8 protein-coding genes and 1 tRNA gene are annotated in these 19,378 nt (G+C 44.9%); all 9 read left to right on the forward strand.

The genetic code is table 11. The features are described 5' to 3' along the window. Positions 1 to 47 precede the first annotated feature (47 nt). The 9 genes from HFU86_RS04215 (at position 48) to pgk (ending at position 19,365) form a co-directional block, all read left to right on the forward strand. Positions 48 to 124, forward strand: a tRNA-Asp gene (locus HFU86_RS04215). Positions 125 to 1,208: 1,084 nt separating this feature from the next. Beyond that, on the forward strand, positions 1,209 to 1,718 hold the full coding sequence (locus HFU86_RS04220; protein ID WP_187128779.1) for a cell envelope biogenesis protein OmpA: 510 nt from the start codon (positions 1,209 to 1,211) through the stop codon (positions 1,716 to 1,718). Positions 1,719 to 1,783: 65 nt separating this feature from the next. After that, positions 1,784 to 9,466 carry an Ig-like domain-containing protein gene (locus HFU86_RS04225; protein ID WP_187128780.1) on the forward strand — a complete coding sequence of 2,561 codons (7,683 nt, stop codon included), beginning with the start codon at positions 1,784 to 1,786 and terminating at the stop codon, positions 9,464 to 9,466. 82 nt (positions 9,467 to 9,548) lie between these two features. After that, positions 9,549 to 10,808, forward strand: coding sequence for a TolC family protein (locus HFU86_RS04230; RefSeq protein ID WP_187128781.1), 1,260 nt, complete (start codon positions 9,549 to 9,551; stop codon positions 10,806 to 10,808). 3 nt (positions 10,809 to 10,811) lie between these two features. Then, positions 10,812 to 13,028: a type I secretion system permease/ATPase gene (locus tag HFU86_RS04235; protein WP_187128782.1), complete on the forward strand. Its 2,217-nt coding sequence runs from the start codon at positions 10,812 to 10,814 to the stop codon at positions 13,026 to 13,028. A 1-nt stretch (position 13,029) separates the two neighbouring features. Next, complete coding sequence (locus HFU86_RS04240; RefSeq protein ID WP_132496204.1) at positions 13,030 to 14,265, forward strand: HlyD family efflux transporter periplasmic adaptor subunit; 1,236 nt, start codon at positions 13,030 to 13,032, stop codon at positions 14,263 to 14,265. 481 nt (positions 14,266 to 14,746) lie between these two features. After that, positions 14,747 to 16,741 carry a transketolase gene (tkt, locus tag HFU86_RS04245; RefSeq protein ID WP_187128783.1) on the forward strand — a complete coding sequence of 665 codons (1,995 nt, stop codon included), beginning with the start codon at positions 14,747 to 14,749 and terminating at the stop codon, positions 16,739 to 16,741. A gap of 337 nt (positions 16,742 to 17,078) precedes the next feature. Then, entirely contained in the window at positions 17,079 to 18,098 is a 1,020-nt protein-coding gene (epd, locus tag HFU86_RS04250) for an erythrose-4-phosphate dehydrogenase (RefSeq protein WP_036953966.1), read from the forward strand. Between the two features lie 103 nt (positions 18,099 to 18,201). Beyond that, entirely contained in the window at positions 18,202 to 19,365 is a 1,164-nt protein-coding gene (gene pgk / locus HFU86_RS04255; protein WP_132496206.1) for a phosphoglycerate kinase, read from the forward strand. Positions 19,366 to 19,378: the final 13 nt, after the last annotated feature.

Genomic DNA, 19,378 nt, shown 5'->3' on the forward strand with positions numbered 1-19,378 from the left:
CATATCAAGTATTCGTAATATGCTTGGCGTTCCCAGTAGGGAACTTCGGAGCGGTAGTTCAGTTGGTTAGAATACCTGCCTGTCACGCAGGGGGTCGCGGGTTCGAGTCCCGTCCGTTCCGCCAATTTATTAAGCCCTGAGTCTTACGACTCGGGGCTTTTTTTTGCTGCAAAATCACCCGTTACATGACATCTCTGGCCTTGTACATGCCTCAATTTGCTCTCACCCTCATTCTCACCCTTACAGGGGAAAGCTAGGTGGCTTATTACAGCCAATTCTGTTTTCTGTACTCACGGGGGGCATATACAGTCATCAAATTATTTATAGGAACGATAATTAATCCTATTATCGATAGACGTTATTACTGAGATATTGTTATTTTCGATTATTGAAATAGGAACCATCAATGTATATTAAATTAACATTTCATTTTAAGAACTAAGAATAATTCCTATGTGAATTAGGAATTATAAGGGAATATTCTTAGTTTATATTCAAATATTGAATTTAAGTGAAATTATGAAAATTAATAGATGATATATATTGCTAATTATGGGTTCAGACTATTTTGAAGGAGATTAAATGATAAGGCTATTTAATTATAATGCGATAAACTTATATTTTACACGCAGCGGGAGTATTTCGTGATAATAAGTTATTTACTCGTATTAAGCTATTTTTACCAGAATGTTAATGGGTATTAACACCGCCTATAGCCCCCTCTTTTAGGGTGGTTTTAACTTAGATATAAATTCCTTGTATTTATATATATATAGAATTTAAATTTTATTTTTATTAATTTTATGGTTTTTATGCTCACTCACTATATGGGTTAGAAAAATAAATAATTTTTTAACATGTTAAATTTTTTAATTAAAACAATAATATACAAATCAATTGATAGAATAGCGACTAAAAATGATAGCATTTCTTTGGATTGGTAAAATCTAGGGGGGTAAAATTGACGCATATCAACTTTGAACGATATAATGCTGAAGTTTTCATCATGTAACAAAATGCTTCAGGTACTCATTTTATGGGTTAGATTGAAGCGAAAATAATTATAAGCATTTTATTTTTAAGCTGGAGACTAAATAATTTCCAGCTTTAGTATTTATTCAAATCACTGCGATATTTATTCTCTCTAATATTACGTAGAGGGATTTTGCTTTGCATAAATTAAACACCATAGCGTTGAAAGGATTAATATGAAAAAGATCACTGGCGTTGTAATGCTATTATGTATTGCAGCATTAACGGGCTGTGTGCGTAATGAAGGATTGCACGGATATAATAACGAGACATGGAAGAATAAGAATATTCTTAAAGAAAGCAAAGAAGTCGAAATTAATAAAGCATTGGTTTCTTTCTATAGAATAGATAATCAAGTTGAAGGAAAAACAATTAATATATTTGTGAATAAACAGTACCTCACTTCATTAGAGCCAAATGCGACTAAACAAATTAAATTATGCTCTGGAAATAACAATTTTACTGCATATAAGACAGACGTTAGCGAGCGCTATAATACTAAATTAAACGAAATCGATAATAAGCCACTAGAGCCAGGCAAATCCTATGCGTTCTTGGTTACTGAAACCAATGGAACAGTATCATTAAAACCAATGACAGAAAAAGAAGTTAATGAATTTAAAGGGAAAGTTAGTACCCAGGTTCATACTTTACCGCGTGTGGATGTAGCTCAAAGCTGCCAATAATTAACACGTTTTTAAACTAAATTTAATTCAATAAATAATTGTCCGATACGAGGCAATGGATAACTATGTCTATTAAAAAAATATCAATTAAAGTTAATAATAGCAAAGAGACGATTGAGCAATATTCTGTTACTGGTGGGGAAAACGGTGCAGGACAATTAAAACAACCACTGCATATTAATGCACAAAAAGATGTAAATTATTTATTAATTGATGAAAGTACACAATTCGCACCAGAAAACATTGCGGTTAAGCGTGTTGATAAAAATCTTGTCATCGCATTTGAAGGCGGTGATGTAGAAAGCCCTGATTTAATTATCGAAAATTACTTTGCTGAGAATGGCGCCATTGGTTATCAAGAAGGCGATGCAAACCTCATTATTGGTCAATATGAAAATGGCCAATACTTCCCATACGTTCCAGAAAGTGCAGTAAAAGCAGATGCAATCAGCCAGTTAGCTGATGGACAAGCGGCTGGACAAGCCATTGGTGGCGATGCATTACCACCGTTGTGGGCATTTAACCCATGGTGGTTAGCGGCACTGGTTCCTCTTATTGGTATTCCTGCTGTGGCAATCAGTGGCGGTGGCGGCGGTGGCGGTCACTCTAAAGTTGTCGACCATGCACCTATTGCGGGAGATGACTCGGCACATGCAAAACATAATACCCCTGTTACTATCCATGTTACTGCGAATGACAGTGATGTTGATGGCGACTTAAATCCAAACTCTATTCGTATTGTCAAAGAAGGTTCTAAAGGAACCGTGACAATCGGTAAAGATGGAAAGATTATCTATACACCAAATAAAGGTGAATATGGCGTTGATACCATCACTTACGTGGTAAAAGACCGCGCTGGCCATGAGTCGAATGTTGCGACCATCACCGTAAAAATTGACGCGGCTCCAGAAGCGAAAGACGATTCTGCGGCAACCAAAGAATCTAAACCAGTCACCATCGATATGGAAAACAACTACTCCGATAAAGACGGGGATGTTGACCATAGCTCTTTAGCGATTAAAACCAATGGTGGCAAAGGTTTCGCGAAGTTTGTTAATGGTAAATTAGTGTACCAGCCGAATAAAGGCGAAGTGGGTACTGACACCATCACTTATACCGTGACAGATAAAAACGGTAACGTCTCTGAAGATGCGACGATCACCATCAACATCGATGCACCACCAGTAGCGAACGATGACTCTGCAAAAGCCAACAAGGCAACGCCAGTTGAATTAGATGTTTTAGGTAATGATACCGATCTCGACGGTGATATTGACCCAACCACATTAGAAGTTGTGGGTGAACCAACCAAAGGCACCGTCAAAGTTGTCGATGGTAAGCTGGTGTACACCGCAAATCCGGATGCAACAGGCCAAGACACTATTACGTATCTGGTTAAAGATAAAAATGGCAACGTATCTAATAAAGCGACCGTGACCATTGATATCACTGAACCGCCAGTCGCGAACGAAGATGAAGCGGACACGCGCCACAATACGCCAGTTGAAATTGATATCACCGCGAACGACACCGATCTCGATGGCGATCTGGACAAAAACAGCGTAGTGATCACTCAGCCGGGCACCAAAGGCACGGTCACGATTGGCGAAGATGGCAAGCTGATCTATACCCCAAATAAGGGTGAGCACGGCACGGACACCATCAAATACACCGTCAAAGACAGCAACGGCAACGTGTCGGAAGAAGCGACGGTAACTATCACTATCGATGCATCACCAGTAGCGAATGAAGATAAAGCCGATACGCGCCACAATACGCCAGTTGAAATTGATATCACCGCGAACGACACCGATCTCGATGGCGATCTGGACAAAAACAGCGTAGTGATCACCAATCCGGGCACCAAAGGCACGGTCACTATCGGTGAAGATGGCAAGCTGATCTACACTCCGAATAAGGGTGAGCACGGCACCGACACCATCACCTACACAATCAAAGACAAGAACGGCAACGTGTCGGAAGAAGCAACCGTGACCGTCACTATCGACGCGGCGCCAGTGGCGAACGAAGATAAAGCTGATACGCGCCACAATACGCCAGTTGAAATTGATATCACCGCGAACGACACCGATCTCGATGGCGATCTGGACAAAAACAGCGTAGTGATCACTCAGCCAGGTACAAAAGGCACCGTGACCATCGGCGAAGATGGCAAGCTGATCTACACCCCAAATAAGGGTGAGCATGGCACCGACACCATCAAATACACTGTCAAAGACAGCAACGGCAACGTATCCAACGAAGCGACGGTAACCATCACTATCGATGCACCACCAGTGGCGGGCAATGATGTTGCGGACACGCGTCATAATAAGCCTGTTGAAATCGATATCACCGCCAATGACACCGACAAAGACGGCGATCTGGACAAAAACAGCGTAGTGATCACCCAGCCGGGCACCAAAGGCACCGTGACCATCGGCGAAGATGGCAAGCTGATCTACACCCCAAATAAGGGTGAGCACGGCACGGACACCATCAAATACACCGTCAAAGACAGCAACGGCAACGTGTCGGAAGAAGCGACGGTAACTATCACTATCGATGCACCACCAGTAGCGAATGAAGATAAAGCCGATACGCGCCACAATACGCCAGTTGAAATTGATATCACCGCGAACGACACCGATCTCGATGGCGATCTGGACAAAAACAGCGTAGTGATCACCAATCCGGGCACCAAAGGCACGGTCACTATCGGTGAAGATGGCAAGCTGATCTACACCCCAAATCCGGGCGCTACGGGTACCGACACCATCACCTACACCATTAAAGATAAGAATGGCAACGTGTCGGAAGAAGCGACCGTGACCGTCACTATCGATGCACCACCAGTGGCGGGCAATGATGTTGCGGACACGCGTCATAATAAGCCTGTTGAAATCGATATCACCGCGAACGACACCGATCTCGATGGCGATCTGGACAAAAACAGCGTGGTGATCACCCAGCCGGGCACCAAAGGCACCGTGACCATCGGCGAAGATGGCAAGCTGATCTACACTCCGAATAAGGGTGAGCACGGCACCGACACCATCACCTACACCATTAAAGACAAGAACGGCAACGTGTCGGAAGAAGCGACCGTGACCGTCACTATCGATGCACCGCCAGTGGCGGGCAATGATGTTGCGGACACGCGTCATAATAAGCCTGTTGAAATCGATATCACCGCGAACGACACCGATCTTGATGGTGATTTAGACAAAAATAGCGTAGTGATCACCAATCCGGGCACCAAAGGCACCGTGACCATCGGTGAAGATGGCAAGTTGACTTACACCCCGAATAAGGGTGAGCACGGCACCGACACCATCACCTACACCATTAAAGACAAGAACGGCAACGTGTCGGAAGAAGCAACCGTGACCGTCACCATCGACGCACCGCCAGTGGCGGGCAATGACGTTGCGGACACACGTCATAACCAACCGGTGGAAATCGATATCACCGCCAATGACACCGACAAAGACGGCGATCTGGACAAAAACAGCGTAGTGATCACCCAGCCGGGCACCAAAGGCTCGGTCACGATTGGCGAAGATGGCAAGCTGATCTACACCCCAAATAAGGGTGAGCACGGCACGGACACCATCAAATACACCGTCAAAGACAGCAACGGCAACGTGTCGGAAGAAGCAACCGTGACCGTCACTATCGACGCGGCGCCAGTGGCGAACGAAGATAAAGCTGATACGCGCCACAATACGCCAGTTGAAATTGATATCACGGCGAACGATACCGACCTCGACGGTGATTTAGATAAAAATAGCGTAGTGATCACCCAGCCGGGCACCAAAGGCACGGTCACGATTGGCGAAGATGGCAAGCTGATCTATACCCCAAATCCAGGAGCAACGGGTACCGACACCATCACTTATACTGTGAAAGATAAGAACGGCAACGTCTCCAACGAAGCAACGGTAACTATCAATATTGATGCACCGCCAGTGGCCGTTGATGATAAAGCAACGACCAAAGAATCGGTGCCCGTGACCATCGACGTGTTAGCCAACGACACCGATTTAGACAAAGACATTGATCCAAGCACGCTGGTGATCAAAACCAATGGCAACAAAGGCACCGCCACCATTGTTGACGGCAAACTGGTATATACCCCGAATGCTGGTGAAGTGGGCACCGACACCATCACTTACCAAGTGTTCGATAAGAACGGTAACGTCTCCAACGAAGCGACGGTAACTATCAATATCGATGCACCGCCAGTGGCCGTTGATGATAAAGCAACGACCAAAGAATCGGTGCCGGTGACCATCGACGTGTTGGTCAATGACACCGATTTAGACAAAGATATCGACCCAAGCACGTTGGTGATCAAAACCAATGGCAGCAAAGGCACCGCCACCATTGTTGACGGCAAACTGGTATATACCCCGAATGCCGGTGAAGTGGGCACGGATACCATCACGTACCAAGTGTTCGATAAGAACGGTAATGTCTCCAATGAAGCGACCGTGACAGTCGATATCGACGCGGCACCGGTGGCAGTTGATGATAAAGCAACGACCAAAGAATCGGTGCCCGTGACCATCGACGTGTTAGCCAACGACACCGATTTAGACAAAGACATCGACCCAAGCACGTTGGTGATCAAAACCAATGGCAGCAAAGGCACCGCCACCATTGTTGACGGCAAACTGGTATATACCCCGAATGCCGGTGAAGTGGGCACCGACACCATCACGTACCAAGTGTTCGATAAGAACGGTAATGTCTCCAATGAAGCGACCGTGACAGTCGATATCGACGCGGCACCGGTGGCAGTTGATGATAAAGCAACGACCAAAGAATCGGTGCCAGTGACCATCGACGTGTTAGCCAACGACACCGATTTAGACAAAGACATCGACCCAAGCACGCTGGTGATCAAAACCAACGGCAGCAAAGGCACCGCGACCATTGTTGACGGCAAACTGGTATATACCCCGAATGCCGGCGAAGTGGGTACCGACACCATCACGTATCAAGTGTTCGATAAAAACGGCAACGTCTCCAACGAAGCGACGGTGACAGTCGATATCGACGCGGCACCAGTGGCCGTTGATGATAAAGCTGCTACCAAAGAATCGGTGCCCGTGACCATCGACGTGTTAGCCAACGACACCGATTTAGACAAAGACATCGACCCAAGCACGTTGGTGATCAAAACCAATGGCAGCAAAGGCACCGCGACCATTGTCGACGGCAAGTTGGTTTATACCCCAAATGCGGGTGAAGTGGGCACCGACACCATCACGTACCAAGTGTTCGATAAAAACGGTAACGTCTCCAATGAAGCGACGGTGACAGTCGATATCGACGCGGCACCAGTGGCAAAAGATGACTCAGCAAAAGCCAATAAAGCGACACCTGTTGAGATTGATGTACTCGGTAATGATACTGACTTAGATAATGATATCGATCCAAATACGTTAGCAGTTGTTGAGCAGCCATCACAAGGCACCGTGAGTATTGTGAACGGCAAGCTGGTGTACACACCTAATGCGGATGCGAAGGGTACGGACACCATCACTTACACAGTGAAGGATGCTAACGGTAATGTTTCCAATAAAGCGACCGTGACCATTGTAATCAATGAACCCCCCGTTGCTGGTGATGACCACGGTCAAACTAAGCAAGGTGTTCCGACAATTATTGATGTGTTGATTAATGACAAAGATCCTGATGGAGATTTGGATAAATCAACCCTGCATATTGAAAAGAATGGCAGCAAAGGTACCGCGACGTTTGATGCAGATGGCAAACTGATTTATACACCAAAACCAGGTGCTACAGGCCAAGATACCATCACTTATACCGTGAAAGATAAGGATGGCAGCATCTCAAATACAGCGACTGTCACTATTGATATTACACCAACGCAAACGACACCGACGGAAGTCTTCGAGAAAGGCTTAAGAACGGATGGAACTGCGGGTGATAAATCGCCTGTGACTGTGCATGGCGTTATTGAGTTATCCAACCCAACGGATAAACCAACAACTCCAAGCGATATTAAGATCATTGAGCCGACAACCAAGCTGACTTCAGGTGGAGAACCTATTTCATGGGAATCTACTGACAATGGTTTTGTGGGTAAAACACCAAATGGAAAAGAAGTGATTTCCGTTAAAGTGACAGATACCCCAACCGCAGATGGCAGCACAAAGGTTAATTATGAAGTTAATCTAAAAGGCCTTGTCGATCACCCAGCAGGCAAAGACTCTCTGAATATTGATTTTGGTGTGAAAAATGGCACCGATGAAGTGAAAACTGAAATCGTGGTTCATGATGATAAGCCTGAAGCCTCGAATGTTGAGTTATCAGTAGAACCACCAGTTGAAAATACCTTTTATGCTAACTTGATTATCTCGTTAGATTTGTCCAGTAGCATGGGTAGAGATGATAGTGGTATTCAAGGCGGTAACACAGCATCAGGAATGAAAACGCGATATGACGCTGCGTTAGATTCAATTGATAGCGTGTTAAGTAGTTACGAAGAGCGCCTAAACAGTGCTGATGAAGGAAAAGTGCGCGTTAGCATTAATGGTTTTGCTAAGCAAGCATCAGCAATTGGTGGAGCTCCGGGCTACCCAATGGATCAACCATACTGGTGTACCATCTCTGAAGCGAAACAAATTATTGAAGGCCTACGTGGTGCTCAAACGCTGCGCCCAGACTGGAATGTTATCGGTGTAGATACTAACTATGATGCAGCATTGCAGCAGGTGATCAGTATTTTCCAAAAAACATCCAGTAGTGGCATGGAACCGATTGATGCAAAAGATATTAATGGGAAACTAGATAACACATTGTTTGTGATTACTGATGGTATTCCAAACTTCGGTAACCAAAGCAATAGCCAAGATCCTGCAGCAGGAAATGGTATCGCACCCACATCGCCAAATGGTTTTGTCCCAGGAAGCCCAAATACTGATATTGGTGAAGATAGCTGGAAGGCTTTCTTAACAGAAAAAGGTATTCGCTCTGTGGCTATTGGTATTGGTCAAGATATGCTCAATAGCGTGGGTGGTAAAACAGGTGAAGAGTTTATTCAGCCTATCGCTTTTGATGGTCAAAAAGGCCAAAACAACGACGCTAACGACGTTATCGTTCTGAAAGATATGAGCTCTTTAGGTAACATCCTTAGCAAATATGTCCCTAATGAAAACACTATCGAAAGTAGCTTCTCAAAAGCGAATGATGGCAAGGAAACCCTGAGCTTCGGCGCGGATGGCATGAAATCTATCAGCATTGAGGTGGATGGCCACACTTACAAATACGATCCAAAAACCAAGGGAATCACGTCGGATAACCTTGATAAGAGCATGTGGGTTGATTTTGGTCAGGGTGAATTAGCCGTTAAAACCGATGCGGGCGGTTTACTCTCTATCTCTTTAGGTGAGAAAAACTTTGGTCACTTAACCTATCGTCCGGGGGCAACACGCCCAACGGGAATGGAGAAAGAGACCTTTACGCTGACGTTAACCGATAACGACGGTACCAACGGTCAGTCATCAATTTCAGTGGATATCAGTAAGTTAAAAGAGTCAGGTAACACAGGCTTGAATGATACTGATTTAACAGCCCTGAAACTCTTCTCCCCAGAAAGTGCAATGGAGTTACATGGAGTAGACACCGATGTCAATGCAACATCAAGTCACTCTACTGGTTTCATGAATGCATCGTTAGATGCACTACAAGAAACTCAGAGCGCCATTATTTAAGGCTAATGATTGAGGGTTACCACGGGTAGCCCTCAATATTTTATTTCGCCAACACCAGTTTTATTTACTTTGTGCCAACTTTATGAAATCTCTAATTAATAGCATCTTAGCGTTATTCCTCGTGAAGATGCTTTCCCTTTCTGCTGTAGCAGATGTGATTGAATTAAAAAACTTATTAAAAGATTCACTCGATAATGCCCCAGAAGTCCAAGAGGCTTATGCCAATTATCAAGCGGCACAAAGCAACGTTAGTGCAGCGGAAGCTGGGCATTACCCGGTCGTCAGTTTAATGGGAACTCAGCCTCTTGCGCAGCAACACAAATACGAAAGTAACGCGATGGAATCGGGGTTTCACCTTGGTACCAAAGCGACCATGAACATTTATGCTTGGGGTGGAATTGAAGCGGGTGTAGACCGCGAACAGTCCAAGCAAAGCTACTATGAAAACCAATATATTCTTTCTCAAGAAGATATCAGCGTGCGCATCAGCCAGCTTTATTTGCAGGTTTTACGCCACAAAGAAACCCTTGATGTGATTGATGAAAACCTCGTTCGTCATCACCAAATTGAAAAGCAACTGACCTCGATTGTTCAGCATGACTCTGGTCGAATGAGCGAATTAACGCAAGTGAAAGCGCGTACCTTAAAAGTGGAAATGAGCCGCGCTGAAACAGAAAGAAACCTGAATTTAGCCCTGAGCCAATTATCGATTTTGACTCAGCGCCAGCTAACTGTTGACCAATTTGTTGACCCATTCAGAGCCACGACTAGCGGTGCGATTTTAGCCAAATTTCAAGAAGATAATCTAGAAAATAACCCAAGCTATAAAGCCCAAGTGGCCGATGCTCAAAGCCTTGATGCTGAAGTTAAAGTCGCCAGCGCCATGAGAAAGCCAGCACTGAATTTAGAAGTTAATGCGACACCAGATAATAGCGAAGTTTTCTTACGTGTTTCTTGGAATATTTTCGACCAAGCGAGCTATTACAGCCAAGCACAGAAAGAGTACGCCCTGTCCGCAGCCAATGAACGTATTAAAAAAACATTCCGTGAAATCAAAGAAATGAGCCAATCTGCGGCGATCAATATGGCGCAAAGTGAAAAACAAGGAAATATAGCCAAAGCCTATATCGCAGAGCAAAAAGTGGTGATCAGCAACTATGAAAAGCAATTTACGATCAACCGCCGCACTTTGATTGATTTGCTTGATGCGTATAACGAGCTAGCAAGTATTCAAACCAGCGCTGTTATCTTACAAAACGACTTCCGTGACGCGACACTCAATTACCTCAGTGTGCAGGTAAAAATGTCTGCATGGATGAACCAAGAATTGGCTTCCAGATAAATTATGAACATTATTAATAACCTATCTTTAGTTACTAAGCGTTTGGGTTATACCCTTTCACCAGAAATTTTATTAGCACAAACTAAACGCACGGAATCGAAATCTTTTGATTATGCCTCGCTGGCGAGTGTGTTGAACTCACACCAATTTGATAACCAGATCATTGAAATCGATCTGCATAAGATCCCGACGATTGCGGCGCCATTTCTGGTGCTATTAGCAAACAATGAATCGGTAGTGATCAGCAAAATTGAAGATGGCGAACATGGGCGTCATTTTGAGATCTTAACGGAAGAAGGTTTACGTCAAACATTAAGTGTGCAAGATCTGGCAGCGAACTACAGCGGCTACAGCTGGTTTATTAAACGCAATATTCGCTCAGAAACCCGTTCGGAAATTGATAAATACGAAGCTAGCGGTTTCTGGAAAGTGATTTGGCGTTATAAAAAATATTACTACCAAGTGGTCATCGCATCATTTGTGATCAACTTATTGGCATTAATCAGTTCCTTGTATGTGATGAACGTGTATGACCGAGTGATCCCAAACCAAGCTTACGAAACCTTATGGGTACTGACCATCGGCGTTGTACTGGCCATTGGTTTTGAGTTTCTCGCCAAAATGCTGCGATCTTATCTATTAGATATCGCAGGGAAAAAAGCGGACATTGTGATCAGCGCCATGCTCTTCCACCGCGTGATGGGGATCCGCCTTGATAAGCGCCCAGCATCATCAGGATCGTATGCGAACAACTTACGTGACTTCGAATCCATTCGTGAGTTTATGACCAGTGCGAGCTTATTAGCCCTCGTCGATCTGCCGTTTATTTTGCTGTTTATCGGCGTAATCAGCATGATTGGTGGCTACCTAGCATTAGTGCCACTGACGATTATCCCGATTGTAGTGATCGCAGGTCTTTTGATCCAAAAGCCACTGGCGAAAGGGATCAACGCCTCAATGAAAGAAACATCTCAACGCCAAGGCTTAGCGGTGGAATCCATTGAAGGGATCGAAACCTTAAAGCTGAATAATGCGGTGAATTGGGCGCAACAACGCTGGGAAATGCTTACCGAGAAAACGGCATTTTCATCCATCGCCGTGCGCAATCTGACCAATTTTATGGTCAACTTCAGTGCGGCGATGCAGCAGCTCAATACCGTCGGTTTAGTGTGCTTGGGAACTTACCTGATCCACGCGAACGATGTGAACTCGCGTATTACGATGGGGGCGCTGATCGCCAGTGTGATCTTATCGGGTCGTGCGCTAGCACCGCTTGGGCAGATCGCAGGGCTGGCAACACGTTTCCAATCAGCGCGTATGGCATTAGCCGGCGTACGAAATATCTTTAGCCGTCCTATCGAGCGTGAAGATCATAAGAAATACATCTCGCCGACTTCCGTTAATGGAACATTACGACTGACCAATGTGACCTATCAATATAATAAAGATGGGCAGCCAGCATTAAACAACATTAACTTAGAGATCAAAGCGGGGGAGAAAGTCGCGATCCTCGGCAAAATCGGTGGCGGAAAAAGTACATTACTGAAGCTACTGACAGGCTTATATGAGCAACAGCAAGGGAATATTAGCTTAGATGATCTCGATATTCGCCAAATTGACCCGATTTTCCTCAGAAGCAAAGTCGGTATGCTGACGCAAAAGCCGCGTTTATTCTTCGGAACCTTACGTGAAAACTTGGATTTAGCACGTCTTGATGGCTACTCCAGCGATGACGATTTAGTGCGTGCGCTCAAACGCTTCCAGCTCGATAAAATTATTCGTCAGCATCCAGCCGGGCTTGATATGCCGCTAGGGGAAGATGGTTTAGGGCTTTCAGGCGGACAAAAACAGATGGTGGCACTGGCGCAGTTAACCCTACATAACCCAAATGTGGTGTTACTGGATGAGCCAACCACGGGCATTGATGTGGATACCGAAAAATTGGTGCTTGATGCGCTAGAGGCGTGGACGAAAGATAAAACGCTGATTGTCGTTACCCACAAGTTGCCAATTTTACGTTTAGTTGACCGCATTATCGTGATGGATGAAGGCAAAATCTTAATTGATGGACCGAAGCAGAAAGTCTTAAAAGCGTTAGGACAAACGGAGCAAGCCACTGGCACGGTAACGACAGATAAACCCGCTCCACAGTCTACGCCACAAGTGCGAGTCGTTTCACAGGTTAGGCACGTCATTAATAAAGAAGAAGGGGCGATTTAAAATGGATCAATATGGTAAAGCGCCAAAAGAGCATCGCACTTTTTCCAGTGACTTTTCTCATGATTTAGAATCGGTAATGAGAAAAGAGCGCAGTAACTTACTGTTTTTGCCTATTATCTTTCTGGCGCTGTTACTGACGATTTTTGTGGTCTGGGCGTATAACAGTCACTTAGAAGAGATCATTCGTGGGCAAGGAACCATTATTCCAAGTAGCCGTGAGCAAGTCATTCAAAGTATCGACCCTGGCAATATCCAAGAGATGTACGTCAAAGAAGGGGATATTGTCGAAAAAGGGCAGATTTTGCTGAAGCTGGATGATGCGCGCAGTATGGCATTATTGCGTGAAAGCCAAGCGCGAGTGCAAAACCTTGAAGCCATCTCAGCGCGTTTGCAGGGAGAATCTCGCAACGAAGTTCCTGATTTCTCAAAGATAACGGATCAAGACTTAGTCGAGCGTGAAACCAATGCTTATAACGCGAAAAAAACGCAGCGTGATCAAGCTATTGCAGGCTTACGTCAAAGCAAAGGGTTATTAGACCGAGAAATCGCTATTACCAAACCGCTGGCGAAAGAAGGGTTGGTTTCCAATGTGGAAATTCTGCGTATGGAAAGACAATCGGTTGAATTAGCGACGCAAATTAATGAACGCATGAATAACTACCTTGCGGAAGCAAACGCTGAGTTGGTGAAAGTGGAATCGGAGCTGGATCAAGCGGAAGAGACCATGAGTATGCGTGAAGATCCTGTCACTCGCTCGGAGATCCGCGCGCCCGTTCATGGCATCGTAAAAAATATTAAGATCAATACCATTGGTGGCGTGGTGAATACGGGGCAAGACATCCTTGAGATCATTCCCCTCGATGATAAATTGATGGTGGAAGCTTATATTCGCCCACAAGACGTCGCTTTTTTAAGACCGGGAATGCCGGTGGTCGTTAAAGTCACTGCTTATGATTATGCCATTTATGGTGGCTTGAATGGGGTCGTGAAGTTAATCAGCCCAGACACGCTGAGTAATGATAATCGTCGAAGTGAATTGAAGCTTAATCCGGATGAAACGTTCTACCGCATTCTTGTCGAAACAGATACCAATTACTTGTTAGACAAAAATAACCATAAAATGGAAATCATTCCAGGTATGGTGGCATCGGTGGATATCAAAACGGGAGAGAAAAGCGTCTTTGATTACCTGATTAAGCCTATCACGCGGATGAAACAAGCGATGACAGAGCGTTAATCGCGATAAAAAAATCAAAAAGAAAGCAATGTGAAAACAAGGGCGCAAAAATGAGCGCCCTTGTTGTTTTGTGCGGGTTTACCAGTGAAAAATTTGCCAAATATCACTAATATTGCGGCTAATTACTCAAGATGCATAAATCACCTTGATCCTAAGTGGTGAACTCAGGTTTAATAAGGTCAGGCAATTGCGCAAAACGAAGAACTCAAAGGGATATTTTGCGCAATGGAATGGATTCAGCTTGACGGTTGCGATAAAGATCCGCAGTCTGCTGTCATATTGTTTCAAATAATTGCTGTATGGATGAAATTGCGCTAGTTTCGTAGGGTCTCATCGCCAAACTTCAAGTTGTGGGTAGGTCTAATAAGCTTTTATGCACCTGCGGCTCGAATTATTGAGGCTAACTCTATAAACCGCAATGATTCCCTATTGCGTTGTGAATATTGGTTTAAGTACGTTCTATCCTACTTGGAGTATACTAATGACGACTCGTAAAACCCTTGCTAATGCTATCCGCTTTCTAAGTATGGATGCGGTTCAAAAAGCAAAATCAGGGCACCCTGGCGCACCAATGGGCATGGCTGATATTGCTGAAGTTCTTTGGCGCAACCATATGAATCATAACCCAGCAGATCCACATTGGGCTAACCGCGACCGCTTCGTACTGTCTAACGGTCACGGTTCAATGCTGATTTACAGCTTGCTGCACCTGACCGGTTATGACTTATCTATTGATGAGTTAAAGAACTTCCGTCAATTACATTCTAAAACCCCGGGTCACCCAGAATATGGTTATACGCCAGGTGTTGAAACCACTACCGGTCCTTTAGGTCAAGGTATTGCAAACGCAGTGGGTTTTGCGATTGCAGAACGTACTTTAGCGGCACAATTTAACCGTCCAGGTCATGACGTTGTCGACCACCACACATATGTGTTCATGGGTGACGGTTGTATGATGGAAGGTATCTCCCACGAAGTCTGTTCATTAGCGGGTACCCTGAAATTAAATAAACTGGTCGCATTCTACGATGACAACGGTATCTCTATCGATGGTGAAGTCGAAGGCTGGTTTACTGATGATACCGCAGCACGTTTCGAAGCCTACGGCTGGCACGTTATCCGTGACATCGATGGTCACGATGCAGACCAAATCAACGCAGCAGTGAACGAAGCACACAAACAATCAGACAAACCAACGCTGATTATGTGCAAAACCGTTATCGGTTTTGGTTCACCAAACAAAGCAGGCACAGAAGCGGTTCACGGCGCACCTTTAGGTGATGCAGAAATCGCAGCAACTCGTGAAGCACTGGGCTGGAAATTCGGTCCATTCGAAATCCCAGCAGATATTTACCAAGCTTGGGATGCACGCGAAGCCGGTAAAGAAAAACAGCATTCTTGGAATGAAAAATTTGCGGCATACGCAAAAGCATACCCAGAATTAGCGAAAGAATTCGAACGTCGTATGGCGGGTGAACTGCCAGCGAACTTTGATGCAGAAGCGAAAAAATTTGTTGAAAATCTGCAACAAAACCCTGCGAACATCGCAAGCCGTAAAGCATCTCAAAATGCGTTAGAAGCATTCGGTAAAGTATTACCAGAATTCATGGGCGGTTCTGCGGACTTAGCGCCAAGTAACTTAACCATGTGGTCTGGCTCTAAACCTCTGAACGAAGACAAAGCGGGTAACTACATCCATTACGGTGTTCGTGAATTCGGTATGTCCGCTATCATGAACGGTATCGCTCTGCACGGCGGTTTCATCCCTTACGGCGCAACATTCTTAATGTTCGTTGAATACGCACGTAACGCAGTACGTATGGCAGCGCTGATGAAAATTCGTAGCATCTTCGTTTACACCCATGACTCTATCGGTCTGGGTGAAGATGGTCCAACGCACCAACCAGTAGAACAACTGGCAAGCCTGCGTGTGACACCAAACATGAGCACATGGCGTCCATGTGACCAAGTAGAATCTGCGGTTGCATGGAAATATGCCATTGAGCGTAAAGATGGTCCAAGCGCACTGATTTTCTCTCGTCAAAACCTAGAACAGCAACCTCGTACCGCTGAGCAATTAGCAAATATCGAGAAAGGCGCTTATATCCTGAAAGATTGCGCAGGCACGCCTGAACTGATCTTTATTGCGACAGGTTCTGAAGTTGAATTAGCGGTGAAAGCAGCTGACCAACTGACTGCGGAAGGTCGTAAAGTTCGCGTTGTTTCTATGCCTTCTACAGATGCATTCGACAAGCAAGATGCGGCTTATCGTGAAGCCGTCCTGCCTGCAAACGTCAGTGCTCGTGTGGCTATCGAAGCGGGTATCGAAGATTACTGGTTCAAATACACAGGTCTGAATGGTGCTATCATCGGTATGCACTCATTCGGTGAATCAGCACCCGCTGAGCAACTGTACAAAGAGTTTGGCATTACGGTTGAAAACGCCGTTAAAGCTGCAAAATCTCTGCTGAAATAATTCATTTAATTGCTTGAGGTGTGTTCTGAATAAACGGTCGCGCCTCTGAAAATCAAGTGAATTAACCTAATTTACGCCTCAATATCAAGTTTGGTATTGGGGCGTTGTTTTTTTGTGCACCGTTTCTTGTTTTTCTATTGCGTTCTCTAAATATATCCCTTAATCTAAAACTCAATAAGCTGAACCGTTTCAGTTGTATTTGAAATAATGTAAATAAATTTTAAAAATGTCGAGTGAAGCACACTTTTGATGTTTGACAGTTAAAATGAGCAGTAGAGTTGGTGGTAGTCAGTTATCCTTAGCAACCGTGTGATTTTGCTCAGATACAAGGTGTAGAATGGCAATCAGGGTAGCAATAAACGGCTTCGGTCGAATTGGTCGAAGTGTTCTCAGAGCGTTATATGAATCAGGTCGCCGGGCAGAAATTGTCGTTGTTGCGGTTAATGAATTAGCGGAACCTGAAGGTATCGCTCATTTGCTGAAATATGATTCAAGTCACGGACGCTTTGCGTGGGATGTTCGCCTTAATGGCGACCAGCTACAAGTTGGAGATGACAGTATGCGTCTTTTCCATCAAGCGGATATCAGCAAGCTACCTTGGAAAGAGCTCGGTGTGGATGTGGTATTAGATTGCACGGGTGTTTACGGCTCTCGCGAAGATGGGTTAAAGCATCTGCAAGCCGGCGCGAAAAAAGTGCTTTTTTCCCATCCAGGAACCGATGACCTCGATGCGACCATTGTGTATGGCGTTAACCATGATAGCCTACAAAGAAGCGATAACATCGTTTCCAATGCGTCTTGTACTACCAACTGTATTATTCCAGTCATCAAAGTGTTGGATGATGCATTTGGTATCGAGTCAGGCACCGTCACCACCATTCATGCATCCATGAATGATCAACCCGTGATTGACGCTTACCATAAAGATTTACGCAGAACGCGCGCAGCGAGCCAATCGATTATTCCTGTTGATACCAAATTAGCAGCGGGGATCACTCGAATTTTTCCAAAATTCCAAGGCAGCTTTGAAGCGATTTCTGTACGCGTTCCAACCACTAATGTCACCGCCATTGACTTAAGTGTCACTGTAGATGCGGATGTTTGTGTTGATAAAGTTAACAAGCTATTACAGAGCGCCGCGCACGGGCATTTTCGTGGTATAGTAGACTATACTGAACTACCGTTAGTCTCGATGGATTTTAATCATGATCCGCACAGCGCGATTATTGATGGCACGCAAACACGAGTTAGCGGCAAGAACTTAATCAAAACCCTGGTTTGGTGTGATAACGAATGGGGGTTTGCTAACCGGATGCTAGATACAACCCTAGCGATGGCAGCAACAGGTTTAAACTAATTGGCGCCTGACAGACAGCGGGGCACAATAGGTAAATACACTATTGACCACCTCGCACAGTCGCTAATGAAAACTTTATAGAGAATCAACAAGAGGATTCACCATGTCTGTAATTAAGATGACCGATTTGGACTTAGCGGGTAAACGCGTTTTCATTCGTTCGGACCTAAACGTTCCTGTTAAAGACGGTAAAGTTACTTCAGATGCACGTATCCGTGCTTCATTACCAACAATTGAATTAGCGCTGAAACAAGGTGCTAAAGTCATGGTTACTTCCCACCTCGGTCGTCCGACGGAAGGTGAGTACAATGAAGAGTTTTCACTGCAACCTGTTGTTGACTATCTGGCAGAAAAATTAGACAACCCAGTTCGTTTAGTTAAAGACTACCTGAACGGTGTTGATGTCGCTGCTGGCGAATTAGTTGTTTTAGAGAACGTGCGCTTTAACAAAGGCGAGAAGAAAGACGACGAAACGCTTTCTAAGCAGTATGCTGCACTGTGTGATGTCTACGTAATGGATGCATTCGGTACTGCTCACCGTGCTCAAGCGTCAACGCATGGCGTTGCTAAATTTTCACCAGTTGCGTGTGCAGGCCCGCTGTTAAGCAACGAATTAGAAGCATTAGGCAAAGCGTTAGGTAACCCAGCGCGCCCAATGGTTGCTATCGTAGGCGGTTCTAAAGTTTCCACTAAACTGACGGTATTAGATTCCCTGTCTAAAATCGCTGACCAACTGATTGTGGGTGGTGGTATCGCGAATACTTTCATCGCAGCAGAAGGCAACAATGTGGGGCGCTCACTGTATGAAGCGGACCTGATCCCAGAAGCGAAAAAATTACTGGCTAACTGCCAAATCCCAGTGCCAACTGATGTTCGCGTGGCTACCGAGTTCTCAGAAACTGCTGAAGCAACACTGAAAGCAAGTAACGCTATCAAAGATGATGAGCAAATTCTGGACTTAGGTGATGAATCCGCAGAACGTCTGGCTGAAATTCTGAAAAATGCGAAAACCATTCTTTGGAACGGCCCTGTGGGCGTATTCGAATTCCCTAACTTCCGTAAGGGAACAGAAATCGTTGCTCGTGCTATTGCAGACAGTGACGCTTTCTCAATCGCTGGTGGTGGTGACACCCTAGCGGCGATCGATTTATTCGGTATCGCTGATAAGATTTCATACATTTCTACCGGTGGCGGTGCTTTCCTTGAATTCGTTGAAGGTAAAAAGCTCCCAGCCGTTGTGATGCTAGAAGAACGTGCTAAAGCGTAATTAATTTGTTCAT

Origin of the sequence: Providencia sp. JUb39, assembly GCF_012272845.1 — a bacterium.
In the GTDB taxonomy this organism is placed as follows: domain Bacteria; phylum Pseudomonadota; class Gammaproteobacteria; order Enterobacterales; family Enterobacteriaceae; genus Providencia; species Providencia lanzhouensis.

Coding starts and splice junctions, on each gene's coding strand:
- pgk (WP_132496206.1), top strand. CDS start 18,202: ATGTCTGTAATTAAGATGACCGATTTGGACTTAGCGGGTAAACGCGTT.
- HFU86_RS04235 (WP_187128782.1), top strand. CDS start 10,812: ATGAACATTATTAATAACCTATCTTTAGTTACTAAGCGTTTGGGTTAT.
- HFU86_RS04240 (WP_132496204.1), top strand. CDS start 13,030: ATGGATCAATATGGTAAAGCGCCAAAAGAGCATCGCACTTTTTCCAGT.
- tkt (WP_187128783.1), top strand. CDS start 14,747: ATGACGACTCGTAAAACCCTTGCTAATGCTATCCGCTTTCTAAGTATG.
- epd (WP_036953966.1), top strand. CDS start 17,079: ATGGCAATCAGGGTAGCAATAAACGGCTTCGGTCGAATTGGTCGAAGT.
- HFU86_RS04225 (WP_187128780.1), top strand. CDS start 1,784: ATGTCTATTAAAAAAATATCAATTAAAGTTAATAATAGCAAAGAGACG.
- HFU86_RS04220 (WP_187128779.1), top strand. CDS start 1,209: ATGAAAAAGATCACTGGCGTTGTAATGCTATTATGTATTGCAGCATTA.
- HFU86_RS04230 (WP_187128781.1), top strand. CDS start 9,549: ATGAAATCTCTAATTAATAGCATCTTAGCGTTATTCCTCGTGAAGATG.